This window comes from Prochlorococcus sp. G5PB11, assembly GCF_059772425.1.
In genome coordinates this window covers 803,901-820,226 of record NZ_CM186287.1, presented here as the reverse complement: position 1 = coordinate 820,226, position 16,326 = coordinate 803,901, and the positions used below count along the sequence as shown (strand labels likewise).

The following is a 16,326-nucleotide window of genomic DNA, read 5'->3' as shown; positions in this document are numbered from 1 at the left end:
TAAATTTTAAATCAATATAATTAAAAATGATTTAAAACATTGGGTATTGCTGTAATCAATTTATAATTTGTTAAATCGTCTTTTATTTCATGAAGAATATTCCAAGGTAGAACCAAAATATAATCAGGTTTAATTTTTTCTAATTGATTAGGCTTAATTATTGGTATGTGACTACCTGGCATAAACTTTCCTTGTTTGCTTTCTGCATTATCTATTACCGCAGACAGCAAATCACTTGATACCCCCATATAGTTAAGTAAAGTGTTACCTTTTGCTGCCGCTCCGTACCCAATTATTTTTTTATTGTTTGATTTTAATTTAATTAGTAATTGTAATAACTCTAATTTAACTGTTTCCGCTTTTCTTTGAAAGTCTTTAAATATTTTTTCAGAGTTCAAACCTGCATTTATTTCTGAGGTGATGATTTTGGATACTTTCTCTTTTTCTTTTAATAATTCGTTGAAATCGTGACTTAGCCAAACTCGCAAACTACCTCCGTGTGTACTTAGTTCTTCTACATCAACTATTTTTAGATTTGCCTTTTTTATGATTTTATTAAATGTATATAAACTAAAATAACTATAATGCTCATGATAAATTGTATCAAATTGATTCCCTTGTATAAGTTTTAAAAGATGTGGAAATTCTACTGATACCTGTCCATTATCTTTTAGGACTTTTGATATACCAATCATAAAATCATTAATATCTGGAACATGAGCTACAACATTATTAGCTATTATTAAATCAGCGCCATCCTTATTAGGAGTATATTTATTTCGTATCTCTTCGGCTAATAATGAACCAAAAAAATCTTTAATAGTAGTGATACCTTTTCTTTCACTTGCTTTGGCTGTTGCTTCTGTTGGTTCTACCCCTACACATGGTATTTCTTTCTCTTTTACATACTTTAATAAGTAACCATCATTACTTGCGATCTCTAAAACAAAGCTTTCTTTTGTTAGTTGTAGTTTTTTAATTGACTCTTCTACATAAACTTTTGCATGATTACACCAGCTTGAGGAGGTACTTGAAAAGTAAGCATAATCTTTAGTAAATAGCTCTTTCGAACTGGCATGTTCAGGTAATTGAACTAGCCAACATTTATTACAAACATATACTTTTAATGGATAAGTTATTTCAGCTTTATTAAGATCTTCATTCTTTAAATAAGCATTACTGGGAGGTTGATGCCCTAAATCAATAACTACATTCTCCAAAGCAGATTTGCAATGTCTGCATGAGTAAGTCATTTCATTTTTAGAAAGGGAAGTTCTTGATCTCTTTTGCTGATTTCCTCTATTGGTAAGGGCCATTTTATATTTATCGTTGGATCATTCCATCTTATTCCAGTCTCAGAAATTGGTTCCCAATTCCCCGAATGAATATAAATAAGTTCACTATTTTCTTGAAGAACCTGAAAGCCATGAGCACATCCTTCAGGGATTAAAATTGCTTTGTTATTTGTATTACTAAGATTTATTGATATCCAATGACCGTATGTTAATGATTCTTTTCGGAGATCTACAACAACATCAAATACTAATCCTTTAATACAACGAATAATTTTACATTCCGAATGTGGTGATGCCTGATAATGTAAACCTCTTATAGTTCCCTTTTTAGTTGTTTTACTTATATTTATTTGAGAAATAGTTCTGTCTTCCCATCCGGATTTAAATATTTGGTTGTTTTTTCTAAAAATATTTAGAAATGAACCACGACTGTCTTCATGAGGATAAATAGTTATTTCATATACACCCTTAATTGTTTTTTCTTCAATATTTTTGTTAACCATTGGTAATCCCTTCGAAATAGGCAATGTCTTTTAGGCAACATTCGATAGCATTATCTTTCTCTAAATATATTTTATACCAATTAATTGTAATGGCTAAGGCTTGCTGTAAATTTAGCATTGATTTCCATCCTAATAGATGTCTAGCTTTTTCACTAGAAAGGTATAAGAAGTTTGATTCATGTTCTTCTTGATTTGCATTTAACAAGTATGAATTTATCTGTATATGTTTTTTTATATTCTCAACCAATACTTCAACGCTAATATTTGAATTTATTGATGGTCCGAAATTAAAGGAAGATGCTATTTCTTCTTTAGAAATATCATTATGCTTGTATAGTTTCTCTGCCAAAATTAGGTATCCATTAAGCGGATCAAGCACATGTTGCCAAGGTCGTGTTGACTTTGGATTTCTAATGTGGATATTTTTGTTATTCATATAACCTCTAATTATGTCAGGTATGATTCTATCTGTAGCCCAATCTCCCCCACCAATAACATTCCCAGCTCTTGCAGTTGCTATTGATAAGAACATATTCTGATGAGCTTTGTTTCCGCAAAAACTTTTTTTCCAGCTTTCAACTGCTATTTCCATAGCAGCCTTACTAGCACTATATGGATCATGACCACCCAGAGTATCAATTTCCCTATATCCATATTTCCATTCTTTGTTCTCATAAACCTTATCTGTGCTTATGATTAGAAGCGCACATTTTTTTTCAGAGATAGATAAGGAATTAAGTAAATTTAAAGTTCCTATTACATTGGTTTCCCAAGTATATATTGGAGCTTTATAACTCTCTCTTACAAGAGGTTGAGCTGCTAAATGAAAAACTAAATCTGGTTTAATAGTTTCAATTGTTTTCTGCAATAGACTTCTATCTCTTATATCACCTCGGAAATCATTAAATGTAAGATTTTCATTACGAGCATATTCTTTAAGATTTAGTGAATCAAAAAGTGATTTTTCATCAGTAGGACTTAGTGAATATCCGTATACACAAGCCCCTTTACTAAGCAGCCATAGCGATAGCCAGCTCCCTTTGAAGCCGGTATGTCCTGTAACTAGTACTTTTTTCCCTGACCAAAAGCTTGTTAACATTTTTTGAAAAAAAATTAAGCTTCACCAAAGCTTCCAAGGAGCTTGTTTATTATTCCACAATTTTTCCAGATAATGTTTATCTCTTAAGGTATCCATTGGTTGCCAGAAACCTTTGTGGCGAAAACAATTCAATTGAGATTGCTCTGCTAATTTAGGCAGAATATCTATTTCCCAACTAGATTGATCACCTTTTATCATTTCTAAAACATCTGGATTTAGCACAAAAAAACCTCCGTTTATCCAAGCATTATCTCCTACAGGCTTCTCTTGGAATTTCTTTACAACGTTTCTATCTATATTTAGAGCTCCAAATCTACCTGGTGGTTGAACAGCAGTTAATGTTGCATTTAGGCCCATAGTTTTATGATTATTTATAAGATCTTGTATGTTTATGTCAGATAATCCATCGCCATAAGTAAAACAAAAACTTTCATCTTTGATATATTTGCTAACTCTTTTTAGCCTACCAGCTGTTTGACATTTCTCTCCAGTGTCCACAATTGTTACTTTCCATGGTTCAATATCATTCTCATGAAAATCAATATGATTGTTTTTCATATTTATTGTTATATCGCATGTATGAAGAAAATAATTTGTGAAAAACTCTTTGATTATATAACCTTTATATCCACAACATATAATGAATTCATTAATTCCATAGAAACTATATATTTTCATTATGTGCCATAAAATTGGTTTGCCGCTTATCTCAACCATAGGCTTTGGACGCAGGTGAGTTTCTTCACTTAATCTTGTCCCAAGACCTCCCGCAAGTATGACAGCCTTCATTTGTTATTATTTATTTAGATTTATTATCTTATAATATTATATAATGAATTTTCAATTATTCATTTAATTGTCTTTTGATTGTATCGGAAATATTCCATTCTGGTATTAAAAATGAAATTAATTTTATAGCTCCTTTTAGATCAGAATTGTCAATCATTAACTTTAATTCATTTATTTTTGGCCATAGCAATGAAGCTTGGATAAATTTTTCTTTTGCTCTAAATATTAACTTATTTTTTGTAGGAAGAGATTCTTCACCAATTAAAAGCTCTTCATAAAGTTTTTCTCCAGGTCGTAAACCTATCTCTCTGATTTCTATATCGCCATAAGGATTATTAGAATCTTTAACGGTCAAACCACTTTGAGTTATCATTTTTTCTGCTAGGTTTTTAATTTTTATTGGCTTAGACATATCTAGGATGAAAACATCACCACCGTTCGCTAATTCAGTCGCTTCAATTACAAGTGATGCTGCTTCTTTTATTGTCATGAAAAACCTTGTGATATCCCTGTGAGTAATAGTAATTGGACCTCCTTTCATAATTTGATCTCTAAACAAAGGTATAACTGAACCAGATGAATTTAGAACATTCCCAAAACGAACCATTGCATAATTAGTGTTTGCTTGCCCTCTATCTTTTTTTATTTCCTCTTCCTCTGCAAATGCCTGTACTATTAATTCTGATAATCGCTTCGAAGCCCCCATAACATTTGTTGGCCTCACGGCTTTGTCAGTAGAAATTAATATTAATTTGTCAACGTTATTATTTCTTGCTGCAGAGCAAATAGTGTAGGTCGAAAACACATTATTATAGATACTTATTAAGATATTTTTTTCTACTAATGGAACATGCTTATATGCAGCTGCATGAAAAATTGTATTTATATTGTTTTCTTTAATAGTGTTATTTATTAGATTATAATTTGCAGAATCTCCTAATATAGCAATAATTTCTGAGTCTTCTTCTAGAATCTCCTTGAGCTCCATTTCTAGTTTATAAAGATTAAATTCACTTTGATCTAAAACCACAATTTTTCTTGGCTTTGCTTCAATTACTTGTCTACATATTTCACTGCCTATAGAGCCTCCAGCACCAGTTATTAACACAGAAGATTCAGTTACTTTAGAGACAATATTTTTATGGAAAAAAGCTGAATGGCGAGAAAGTAATTCAGAAATCTTTATTGGCTTAAGTTCATCAACACGAGATTTACCTGAGAGAATATCTTCAATAGATGGAATTTTCATTACCATTATATTATTTTTTTTCAAATTGTTGATAAATTTAATCGTCTGTTTTTTACTTATATCTTCTGTTGAGAGCAATACTTTATCAAATTTTTCTTTCATAGATATTAAATCATCAGAGCTTACTATTCTTATCCCTTTAATTGTAAGACCAATTAAATTTTTCGTATCATCGATAAATGTGATTATTTCATATTGTCCATTAAAAATTAATGCTTCTGCAATTTCAGAACTTCTTTTGTTAGCCCCATAAATTGCAATTCTAGTTTTTTTAGCTACTTTATCTAACCTAGAGATTCTATTAAAAATATCTCTAAAAATAAATCGTAGAGACCCAGTTGTATATGTTAATATTAACCATGAAATCAAAAAATAATATATATTAGCAGCCTTTAATTTAAATAAATTACATAAGCAGAAAACAATTGTTATTAATAAAAAATTTCTTCCTGATAATTTATATAGAGATGAACTACCTACATATCGTGTAACGCCCGTATAATGGTTAGTTAATATGTAAATTGGGATTCCTATAATTATTCCTAAAGTAATAATTAAGCTTGATTCTTTTGACTCTGTTATATTACTATTTTCTATTAAAAAACATGAGAACCAAAATGAAAAACCAATTAAAAATGAATCAATAAATATTAGGATTGATCTTCTAGTCTTATTATTAAGAGTAAGAGCAGTATTTAATATGTTTTTGATAAAATCCTTTGTCCCAATCTTTCTCATAAAACTAACGACTAAATGGTATTGCAATATTTCTATCTAAATAAAACCCAATAGCTATAACTGGAATAATCATTAAGATAGCCCATTCAATGCCAATTATAATATGAACAAGAGCAATTAATGAGCTTGTTGTAATATATAAAGTTGCCACTTTTTTATGACTCCAACCTGATTGATGCAAGCGTTGATATAAATGTAAACGATGAGCCTTAAATATTGGCTGCTTAGAAATTAATCTTCTAAGCAAAATAATTAAAGAATCAAGTAATAAAGGCATTGATATAAGTAATATTCCAGTAGCATTTTTTACCATATTGGCATTAAATATTTCACTGACTAATATAGCTCCTAGGAATGTACTTCCAGCATCACCCATAAATACTTTTGCAGGAGACCAATTCCAATATAAGAAACCAATAAGTCCACCTATTAACGGCCAGAGAAGATTATTAGATAAATAGGCTGAAGTGCCCAATATTACAATCATTGAACCTGCGATTATCCCATCTATACCATCCATGAAATTAGTAAAGTTTATAATCGCACATCCAATAATTATTATAATCAAACATATTAATATAGATATTATATTAATATCCTCACCTAAAGTAGCTTTATATAAATTACTTGTTTTTAGTAAGATAGAAACAGTAGTAACTTGGACAATAAATCTAGGCAATGCTGGGATTTTGGATTTATCATCAAGCAATCCTATAAAGGCTAATGGAAAACATAATAAAGGTATAAAATAGTTATTTATTATTCCATAAATAATACTTAAAATCACAAAAATAATGCCTGCACCACTGGGAGTTGGCTTTTTATGTGAGTCTCTATTATTTGGGTTATTAATTATTTTCATCCTTAATATCGGAATGCTCAATTTGGTAATAAAAAATGAAAGAACTATGCTAGATAAAAACTGAATTTGCATACTAACTAATGATATTATCATAGATTTTAATTTGTCTTTGTATATTATCACTTAGTAAATATAGTTTTTGTGCTCTTGCTTTAGAATTTAATCCATAAGTATACCTTTTTTTCTTATTTACTATAAGTATTTCTAAGCAATTAATTAATTCTTTTGTTTTTTGAGGTTCAAATAATAGTCCATTATATTTGTTTATTACTGACTCTCTACAACCTCTTATGTTGGATGCAACTATTGGTAATCCACTCATCATTGCTTCTAGAATTGTCATAGGTAAACCTTCTCTCCATGATGGCAGAACAAATATATCTATAGATTGATAGAATATTGACATTTCTGAGGATGGCAGTTCACCTAGAATATCAATCTTTCCACCAAAAATCTTTTTAAGATTATAAATTAAGCTACTAACATCAGAATTGTACTCGCTTTCTAATCTTGAACCACAAATTACAAGCTTTATTTCGGGATATTTAGGCGAAAGTACAAAAAAAGCTTGGAGTAATTCTTTATACCCTTTTTCCTCTACAAACCTTGCTGCGATTCCAATTGATATCGATTCTTTGTCTGATTTAATGCCCTGCTCTAATTGTTTTTTATTGGCGGTATTATTTCTCATGAATTTTTCTTTATCTACTCCATTAGATATAAAATGAAGTGATTCAGATTTTTTGTAATTATATTTTAATGCATATTTATAGTCTTCATAAGATACAAAAAACATCTCATCTGTAATTTTTGCAAGAACATATTCCAAAGAAGAATATAAAAAATACTTATGGAATACCATTTTATCATGAAAGTAAAATCCATGTACTGTGCAAATTATTTTACATTTAAATAAAAATAATCCTGCTAATCTTGCAACAACTGATGCTACAGGAGTGTGACAATGTATAATATCAATTTCTAATTGATAGCATTTTCTAATAAGGCTTATTGTAGAAATAATAATATTTAAAATTGACTTTGATCTTTTTATTGGGCTATTTATAAATCGAAACCCTTTTTGATTAGCAAGTGTATTATTCTTTTTCTCTGCATTGTATGAAACATATACTACATTCCCTTTACTTCTCAATTCTAATGCTAATGGGAGTATAAATTTATCAAAAGTAAACTCAACACTTGAGAATTGAATAATTTTCATAATTTTATTTTAAATTAATTTTCATAGATTTCACCTCTGATTTTATTCCTGAAATAAATGAAGTAGGATTATAAAGTCCTAATGAAACTGATTCTTTGTTTGAGAAACACTTGTTTTCAAGTAATCTATTTATTCTTTCTACTGTAAGGATTGCCTTCTCTTTAAAAATAAACTCTGAAACAATAGCCAACAAAAAAGTAATATTTCTTGGAAATTTTATGAACCTAGGCTTTAATCCCATTGCTGAGAAAATGATTTGATACATCTCTTTGTATGTCATGCAATATTTGCCAGTTATATTATAAGAACCTCTAAGTTCTGTGTTTTTAATAGAGTTTATAATTGCTTTTACTAGGTCTAGATAATAAACAGGTTGAATTCTTCCGTTACCATAAGGAAGTAATGGAATGAATTTAAAGTATTTTATGAAATTAATTACTTTATGGATATTCTTATCACTAGAAGTGCCAAATATAAGTGAAGGTCTAAGTAAGACAAAATCACTAAAATTAGATCTATTTAGCAGTAGCTCTATTTCTTTATAAACTGATGAATACTTTGGATCTGGTGAAAAAATACCTGTAGTACCAATTATTATTAACCTTATCCCTTTCGCATCTATATTTGTTCTTGATAAGGCTTTATTTAATTGATGAAAATGTCTACAATTAGAGACAAGAATAATCGTGTTTGGATTAAATTTATTAAGTATATATTCCCAATCTGATTCTTTTGAGGCATCTAAATGAATATGTATGTGCTTACATTTTAATGTGTTATTAATTGAGTACGATTTAATTCCGCTTCTATTAGCTGTTATTAGTGTATTAGTTTTATCGAGATTATCTAGCAAAGTCTCCTTTACTTTTCCCCCAACTAATCCAGTAGAACCAACTAGTAACAGTTTCTTCTTAATTATATTCACCTTTGACTTTATGCAGCTCTTTTATAGAGATCATTATAAGTGTTTAAATTATAATAAAATTTATTAAGAAAATCAATATAAGCTTTTGACAGATCTTTTCTATATATTTCTTTTGATTTGAAGATTGCCTTGGAAAGGATATGTTTATCTTGATCTATGTTTTTAGATAACTTGTAGCTAAAATCACCTAGTAATTTCCAAGAGTCACCTGCATCGGTACATACCGGAATACACCCAGATGTTGTAGCAGTTATTAATGAGTTTGGATATCCTTCCCAAAGCGAGGTGCTGATATAAATATCATGGTTTAATAAAATATCTGATATTTTACTTGACTTCTCATGAAAGTTGATAACTAGATTTTTAGGTAAAATAGAAGCATACTTTATCTTTAGGTGATTTCTGGACATCCCATCACCATATACATTAAGAATTAAGTTTTTATTTGATTCTTTTAAATCTTTTGCAGTCTCTTTGATTAACAAAATCATATAATTAAGGTTCTTTGATATATCATCTCTTGCAAGACTTAGAATTTTTATTGTTTCTTTTTTAATTAAATCTTTTGAAGAGACTTTTTCGTTTATCTGTTTGAAAGGAATTATATAAGGCTGATTTGGAATGTATATAGACTTTCTCTTACAATATAGTAATTTTTTGTTATGGTCATTAAGGCCTGAAAGACTGTTAAATGTAATAAATTTTGCCTGATATCTTGACAGTAGTGAGTCTAAAAATGCAATTATTATTGTTCTTAACCTTAGGGATTTATATTTTGGTAAAGCTTGTCTTATTGATGTAATTAATGGTTTTTTCTTTATTATACCAATTATGTTCCCTAATATATTGCTGTGGTACATCCATGAATGAATTATGTCAAATTTTCCTTCTTTAAAAAATTTAAATAGTTTATAGAGACTCTTAATTGAAAAACTTTTAGATAAGATAAAACATGGAATATTATTATTTCGGACTTCTTTTTCAAGGCTACCTCCAAGAATAGAAATTACAGTGAATTCAGTTTTATATTTCTTTTTAGAATTTAATATATGTCTTAGACAGCTATACTCTGCACCATGAGGATAAAGACAAGTTATTATTATTAGAACTTTCATTATATTTTTACTATCTCATAGTCTAATCTATTTAGATTAGTTAGAGTTTTTAGTGACATTTTATAGTATTCTTTTGCTAATATAAAATTATCAGTCATATTATGTGGATGAAACCAAATACCTATATCTTGATTGTTTTTGACTTGATTATGTACATACCTTTTAAAAGACTCATGATATCTTTTAATTAGAAATTTATGTGTTGGAAATTCTAGAAAATAACCTGAATCAATTGATTTTAAACTTGAAATATTATTCTTTTCCTTTGGTGTTCGATCAATATATTTGCTTAAAGGAAGATTAAATCTGTCATACTTTCTTAACAGTTTATATTTTAATGTATTAAAAGTATTCATCTCGTGATTCTCAGAATATAGTGGAATCTTTGATGATGATCTAATTTTAGTAATCCCCATTGATATTAAAATCTTATAAAGTTTTTGATTAATTTGATTTCTAGGTGAAACATAGCTATCTATTGGATTTTCTTTTAAAGAAAATTGTTTGATAATATTTATAGATTTTTCTAGCTCAAATTTAATAATTTCTGTTGATACATTATCTTCGAGGATATGAAGATGGCTAAGACTATGGCATGCTAATTTTATATATTTCGATTGTTTTAGTTTATTTTTTTCAATTAACTTACCTTTAAGAAATAACTTGTCATTATCTAGAAATAATGAAAAAAAGTTTTTATCAAATTTTAATTTATTAATTAAACTATTTTCTGGGTATTCTAATTCAATACTGTTAAGTAGAATTGCTAAATCTAGCGGCGTCTTTAACCCTGTTATTCCAAGTATCGCTATTGATATAGGTATTTTGTTAAAGGAATGATAATCAATTAGGAAATTTATGGCATTATCTAGGAATTTGTACTTTTCAAGATCTTTCTTTGTTTTTATGAAAGGGTGCATCCCGAAAGGCCCTTCAAGATCAGTTGAAATTACAATTTTCTTCCTCATAATCATATAATTAGAATAAAATGTTGGTTTACAGCTCTTATTTCTTTAGACTCTTCTTTATGATTTTTTATTCTCATTCCATATTTATAAAATAAATCTATATAATCATTTTTTTCTAATCTATTAGTCCAAAACGGCAATCTTTTAATTAAGTCATTATTCCATATTAACTTTGGTACTGAGTGATGATCGAACTTTTGATTTTTACCACTGATGTGATCGGTAAATCTTACTTGATGTGAATGAATCGTTTCTTCCTTTGTACATCTGAGAGATAATTTAATTAAGTTTTCTAATTGCTGCTCTGTTAAATGCTGTAGAACAGCATTTGAAAAGATTACATCAAATTTTCCTTTGATATTAATATCATCTTTTGAAAAATTATTTTCGATAAGTTTTAATTTAATTGATTTATTTTTATGATTACTATCTTTCAAGATATATTGTTTGAAATGTTGATTATTTTCTTTAGTTGTATTATATTTTTCGACTAATATACCTAGATTAATTAATTTATCCATAGAGTTATTTATTGATGATAAATCTTTGTCTATTAATACAATTTCATCTATTTCTAGTTCTAATGCTCTTATAGCCGAAAAGCATGAGTCTCCAGGGCCTATTTCTAAAACTCTTTTCGGACTATTTGTATTTTTAATATCTATCAAACTAGATACATGCTTATCAAATATCTTTCTACAATATTCAATATTATCCATTGCCCCATGTCTTCCAAAATACTTTTTTCTTTGACTATATTTTATTGGAATAGAGTAGATAAAAATCTTTACAAAGAAAATAATATAAAATAGTATTTTGTTAATTATTTTGTCCACTTAATTTATATCCCTTTCATGATCTATATCTAATCCAAAGTCTTCTTGTATCCATGGCATTATTTTAGTTCCTATTGCTTGCCCTTTTTTTATACATTCTGTTGAGACAATGTCAAAACATCCATTCTGCCAATATATTACTGGAAGTTCTTGCCTAGGGGTATTAAAGTATTCATCCTTAAAATCACCAACAAAGGGTTTCAGTAACCCAGTTGAGTTTTCCTTTACCCAGGATTTGTAAGGAATATGCTTTGAGATTGTGACTGATCTTATCGAATCAATTTTATTTATATTTTTCTTAAAAGTTTCAATTGCAATTTCTATCTCTTTCGTGTTTCTTATTGGTGATGTTGGCCTTAATAAGACAATTCCTAGTGGCATTTCTAGTTCTCTTTTTTCTATTTGTCTTATATGGTGCTGTAAAAACTTAATGTCTCTTGATCTATTAGTAGATATATTATTAGGTCTTAGGCCTAACGATTTCGCACCATATTTGATTGCAATACTTTCATAATCACTAGAATTCGTAGTTATAAATACGTCATCTATATTGTTACATTCAAGACCATGCATTATCGACCATGCTAATAGAGGCTTGCATCTATAGATTCTAATATTCTTATCTTTTATACCCTTACTACCAGAACGAGCAGGAATTAAAGCATGTATTTTCATCTTGTTATTTTTGATAAAACTCTACCATGATATTTTGCAGATAGGTTTAGTTTGGCAAGCTTATTAGATGGTTCTTTTGATAAAAAGTCGATTAACATATTTTTAAATAATTTTTCTCTATTTTTTAAAGCTAAATCCTTTTTTCCTTTTTCAAATATTTTTTTATTTAAATTTGAGAAAGCTAGTAATGGAGAACTATTTACAACCTCTATCGTATCTAAAAGAAGATTTATTTTAACTGAAAGATCAAAACCTATCAATTCAATCTTAAATATTGCCTTTTTGCTAAAGTAATTACTATTTGATATAACTGTAAATGTTTGACTCTTATTCTTTCTATATTGCATCATTGTTGATTGCCAGTCATCACAATCAATCGTCTCCGATGAGGAACTTCCCTGCATTCTTATCATATTCTCCTCATCACCAAAAAGATAGTTAGCTATATCTAAGCAATGATTTAATGTATTTGTACATCCACCTCCTAAACTTTTGTTAGTACTATAACTATTTAAATGATTTTCCCATGGGTGCCAATTTCTTACATCATCAGAATGATAAATACTGCAATAAATTCCATTTGAGCTGGCTATAATTTGTGGTAGTATTTCTTTAAGAATTCTTATTGAAGATGCATACCTATATTGAAAGCTCACATATGTTCTTTTATCTTTTAATTTAGAGAGCAAATCACATTCTTCATAATTTGAACCAATTGGTTTTTCTATAAGAATCTTTGAGTTTATATTCATATTTCTAAAATGCATATAATCATCAAAATGATATCTGCTTGGACTGCTAATTATTATATGATCATCATCATTTAATCTTCTTATATCCTTAAGTGATGAATATTTTGTATTTTTTGGTAATTTGTTTAAGTAATTTGAATTCGCTAGAGGGTTTCTTTTTTCAGATCTTATTCCCACTATTTCAAAATTGGGATTAATTTCATTTAGTAAGTATATATATCTCTGACCTGCAGAGCCACATCCTTTTATATATATCTTCAATCTATTTGCTCCAATATTAATTCAAGACTTCTTTTGAAACCATAGAAATCTTTCGAGTGCCCTTGCCAAATCTCAGGTATGAATGTTATTTCATGTTTCTTTAAATCATTTATGATACTTTTGAAATCCATTTCACCCTCACCAGGCATAAGTCCTTCTTCGGTATACCCTTTTGCATCGGAAATATGTATGTGACTGATAAGATTATCCTCTATTAACTTATTTATAAATGCCTCGTAATCAAATTGATATTTATTTGAGGCCATGTATGTGTGTGAGGTGTCAAGACAACATTTTAGGTTTGATGCTTTTAGTATATTTATGATTGAATATGGTTTAACTAGCAAGTTATGAAATGCTGTTCCACCCTGGAGCCATGGCATTGGTGGCATGGTTTGAGGAATGATTTCTATATCCTTTATGCTTTGAGATATTTCTATTAAGTTTTCAATTAATATATCACTTTTCTCCAATACTTTACTTTCTTCTATTGGTTTATTGTAGCTGAATCCTCCACAATTTAATATTATTCTTGGTTTTTGACTAAAATTAAAATAAGAAGTTAATTTTTCTACATGTTTTATTAAAAGTTTAATTCTTTGTTGACTTTCATTAATTATATCTAATTTATCAGATGCAAGGTCAATAATAAAACCATCATGATATTGTTCAACGGCATGAATAACTAATTCAGCATTATAAATTCCTTCTAGATAATCTCTTGGATCAATTTCCAGATCTTTACTTGACATATGAAACTCATATAAAGGCGCATTAAATATTGATCTTATTTTCTTAAAATCTCTATATCTTACTGGTAAACCCCATTTTGATGGAAATTGTTTATCTAATGATTCTTTCCTCGCAAACTTTTCATTATTAGATTTATCTATCTCGAAGTGACTATTCCTAGTTATCTGACCTTTTTTTACATCTTCAAGAATTTTTTTCCCAATAATCTTAAACCTATCTTTCCATTTTATACCTGATGCTGGACTAGCTAAAAATAAATCTTTTTCTGAAATTATTATACCAGTCTTTATTTCTTTTGAATAATGAATACTTTTCCCTAGCGATTCATAATTAAGAAGTTCAGCAGCTGATGGACATCTAGGCTCATCTTTTCCTATGGAGTGAATTAGTGTCTTTGCGTTAAGAAGAAAGCCTTTTATTTCTTTGGGTGATAATGATGCTCTGTGATCAGTGCCTTCAAATGATTTATCTAGTGTTATGTGAGCCTCTATTATTTTAGCCCCGCATCCAAGAGCTACATATAAAGGTTCAATGGATCCATCATGAGATGAATAACCACAAACTTTTCTTGTCATATCTGATAACCTATTTATATAAGAGAGATTAAGATCCTCTCTAGGACAGGGATATGTAGAGTTTGTATGCAGAAATGCTACATTTGAATTTATACGTTTAATTATTTCACAAGTACTTATTATTTCATTCTCATAAGACATTCCAGTAGAAATTATTAATGGCTTATTTTTACTTGCAGCACTTAAAATTAGAGGCTCGTTAGTTAAATCACAAGATGCTATTTTTATACAATCAATATCAAGTTTTATAGCTCTTTGTAGAGACTTTATATCAAAAGGTGTCACGACAACAATTAAGCTAAGGCTTTGTGCGTATTTAATTAGTCTTTCTTCATCGGAGTTACTTAATTTGCATTTCTGAAGTTGAGTAGTTATGTATTCAGTTGATAGGTCCCTTCCTGATACATCTATTTGCCCATAGGTTTCATCACTCCTAAATTGAAACTTTACTCCATGTGCGCCTGCTTTAAATGATTCATCTATTAGTTTCTTAGCAAGATCATATGAACCATTGTGATTTACTCCAATTTCTGAAATAAATAAAAAGTTGTTATTATCTTTTGAAAGAATATGATTTTTAATTTGAAACTTAGGGGTACCTTTATAGGCAATAATTTTAATTACCCCTAAATGATCTACTAGTGGGATCATCTGAATATTTCCTGAAAGCATCTCAGATATAGTTCTATCACTATCACTATCAAGAGCAAAACGAGGGTTTTTATTACAAGCCTCTGAAACTTTTGCTTTAAGACTTGGTTTTTCTTTTTGTAGATACTTTCTAAGGTCACCCTGACTAAATGTCCCCAAAAGAGTATTGTCTTTCCTAACAACAGCAAGAGGTAATCCCTTGGTTTTGTCAAATGCAATTACAGCTTCTTCTATAGAGGCATTATTTTGTATTATCCAATCACATTTTTGTGAAACAATGAAGTTATTCATATAGCAGACCAACCACCATCCATGATAATTGTAGAACCATTTAGATATGAGAATGGCCTTTGTGAATGATATATTAAAAGGTCGGTTAAATCTGCTAATTCACAAAAAGTTTTCGATGGTGAAAATTCTTTAAAGTTTTCTGAAAATTCTTTATTAGCATTGTTAATTATTGCGTGAGGTGCAATATTTATCGCATTTATATTTTTACTTGCATATCTTGAGGCAATAAGCTTAGCAAACATAGAAAATGTTGATTTAGAAATTGAATATGAAAAAGGTTTATTCATAAAGAATGAACCGTCTTTATTTTTGTATAGATTAGGATTTGAAGCGATTTCTCCATATATAGAACCTAATAAAAGTATAGTACCGCCTTTTACTGATAACATTTTTTTTATTACAGGATAAATAACGTTGTAAGTCATAGATATATTTTTCGAGATTATGTCTTTAAAAGTTTCAGGGTCTTCTGGCATAATCTGAAATGGATCTATTTCGTTGTTTGAATTTTTTGGACACTTAAAATCTATACCTGCTGAATGAATCAGTGTAAACGGTTTTTCAATTCCTTTTATATAGCTTGAGATTTGAACTGATGTATCTTCTGAATCACTGAGGTCTATAGATAAGTATCTTTGTTTATTATTATTATTATTATTTTTACTAAGATCAATTGGATATATTGGTATGGACATATCAACTAATTCTCTGCAAAGAGCAGTGCCGATTAATCCCTCACTGCCTGTGATAACAACAGATTTCATTAT

At 28.9% G+C, this 16,326-nt stretch carries 15 protein-coding genes; all 15 read right to left on the bottom strand.

Translation table 11 applies throughout. The features are described from left to right. Positions 1 to 20: 20 nt before the first annotated feature. The 15 genes from AC6EI0_RS05075 to AC6EI0_RS05005 all read right to left on the bottom strand — a co-directional run bounded on the left by AC6EI0_RS05075 (position 21) and on the right by AC6EI0_RS05005 (position 16,323). The gene (locus AC6EI0_RS05075) at positions 21 to 1,253 is read right to left on the bottom strand and encodes a class I SAM-dependent methyltransferase (RefSeq protein WP_498523344.1); all 1,233 of its coding nucleotides are present in this window, start codon (positions 1,251 to 1,253) and stop codon (positions 21 to 23) included. Continuing rightward, positions 1,250 to 1,798, bottom strand: a complete 549-nt coding sequence (rfbC, locus tag AC6EI0_RS05070; RefSeq protein ID WP_498523343.1) for a dTDP-4-dehydrorhamnose 3,5-epimerase — start codon at positions 1,796 to 1,798, stop codon at positions 1,250 to 1,252. The genes AC6EI0_RS05075 and rfbC overlap by 4 nt, the downstream gene beginning before the upstream one ends. Next, positions 1,791 to 2,897, bottom strand: coding sequence for a CDP-glucose 4,6-dehydratase (gene rfbG, locus AC6EI0_RS05065; protein WP_498523342.1), 1,107 nt, complete (start codon positions 2,895 to 2,897; stop codon positions 1,791 to 1,793). Before rfbG ends, rfbC begins: the two co-directional genes overlap by 8 nt. A 21-nt stretch (positions 2,898 to 2,918) precedes the next feature. After that, complete coding sequence (rfbF, locus tag AC6EI0_RS05060; RefSeq protein WP_498523341.1) at positions 2,919 to 3,686, bottom strand: glucose-1-phosphate cytidylyltransferase; 768 nt, start codon at positions 3,684 to 3,686, stop codon at positions 2,919 to 2,921. 55 nt (positions 3,687 to 3,741) lie between these two features. Further along, on the bottom strand, positions 3,742 to 5,673 hold the full coding sequence (locus AC6EI0_RS05055) for a polysaccharide biosynthesis protein (RefSeq protein WP_498523340.1): 1,932 nt from the start codon (positions 5,671 to 5,673) through the stop codon (positions 3,742 to 3,744). A gap of 4 nt (positions 5,674 to 5,677) precedes the next feature. Next, a complete protein-coding gene (locus tag AC6EI0_RS05050) occupies positions 5,678 to 6,535 on the bottom strand; it encodes an MraY family glycosyltransferase (protein ID WP_498523339.1) in 858 nt (285 codons plus the stop codon). 73 nt (positions 6,536 to 6,608) lie between these two features. Continuing rightward, on the bottom strand, positions 6,609 to 7,757 hold the full coding sequence (locus AC6EI0_RS05045; RefSeq protein ID WP_498523338.1) for a glycosyltransferase family 4 protein: 1,149 nt from the start codon (positions 7,755 to 7,757) through the stop codon (positions 6,609 to 6,611). 4 nt (positions 7,758 to 7,761) lie between these two features. After that, entirely contained in the window at positions 7,762 to 8,682 is a 921-nt protein-coding gene (locus tag AC6EI0_RS05040; protein WP_498523336.1) for a Rossmann-fold NAD(P)-binding domain-containing protein, read from the bottom strand. A gap of 8 nt (positions 8,683 to 8,690) precedes the next feature. Beyond that, positions 8,691 to 9,797 (bottom strand): glycosyltransferase, encoded by a 1,107-nt coding sequence (locus AC6EI0_RS05035; protein ID WP_498523335.1) that lies wholly within the window; start codon positions 9,795 to 9,797, stop codon positions 8,691 to 8,693. Then, positions 9,797 to 10,765 (bottom strand): polysaccharide deacetylase family protein, encoded by a 969-nt coding sequence (locus AC6EI0_RS05030; RefSeq protein ID WP_498523334.1) that lies wholly within the window; start codon positions 10,763 to 10,765, stop codon positions 9,797 to 9,799. The genes AC6EI0_RS05035 and AC6EI0_RS05030 overlap by 1 nt, the downstream gene beginning before the upstream one ends. A 2-nt stretch (positions 10,766 to 10,767) precedes the next feature. Further along, on the bottom strand, positions 10,768 to 11,484 hold the full coding sequence (locus tag AC6EI0_RS05025; RefSeq protein WP_498523333.1) for a hypothetical protein: 717 nt from the start codon (positions 11,482 to 11,484) through the stop codon (positions 10,768 to 10,770). Between the two features lie 117 nt (positions 11,485 to 11,601). Next, positions 11,602 to 12,276, bottom strand: coding sequence for an acylneuraminate cytidylyltransferase family protein (locus tag AC6EI0_RS05020; protein WP_498523332.1), 675 nt, complete (start codon positions 12,274 to 12,276; stop codon positions 11,602 to 11,604). After that, positions 12,273 to 13,289: a Gfo/Idh/MocA family protein gene (locus tag AC6EI0_RS05015; protein WP_498523331.1), complete on the bottom strand. Its 1,017-nt coding sequence runs from the start codon at positions 13,287 to 13,289 to the stop codon at positions 12,273 to 12,275. Before AC6EI0_RS05015 ends, AC6EI0_RS05020 begins: the two co-directional genes overlap by 4 nt. Further along, positions 13,286 to 15,559 (bottom strand): N-acetylneuraminate synthase family protein, encoded by a 2,274-nt coding sequence (locus AC6EI0_RS05010; RefSeq protein ID WP_498523330.1) that lies wholly within the window; start codon positions 15,557 to 15,559, stop codon positions 13,286 to 13,288. Before AC6EI0_RS05010 ends, AC6EI0_RS05015 begins: the two co-directional genes overlap by 4 nt. Further along, positions 15,556 to 16,323, bottom strand: coding sequence for an SDR family NAD(P)-dependent oxidoreductase (locus tag AC6EI0_RS05005; RefSeq protein WP_498523329.1), 768 nt, complete (start codon positions 16,321 to 16,323; stop codon positions 15,556 to 15,558). Before AC6EI0_RS05005 ends, AC6EI0_RS05010 begins: the two co-directional genes overlap by 4 nt. Positions 16,324 to 16,326: the final 3 nt, after the last annotated feature.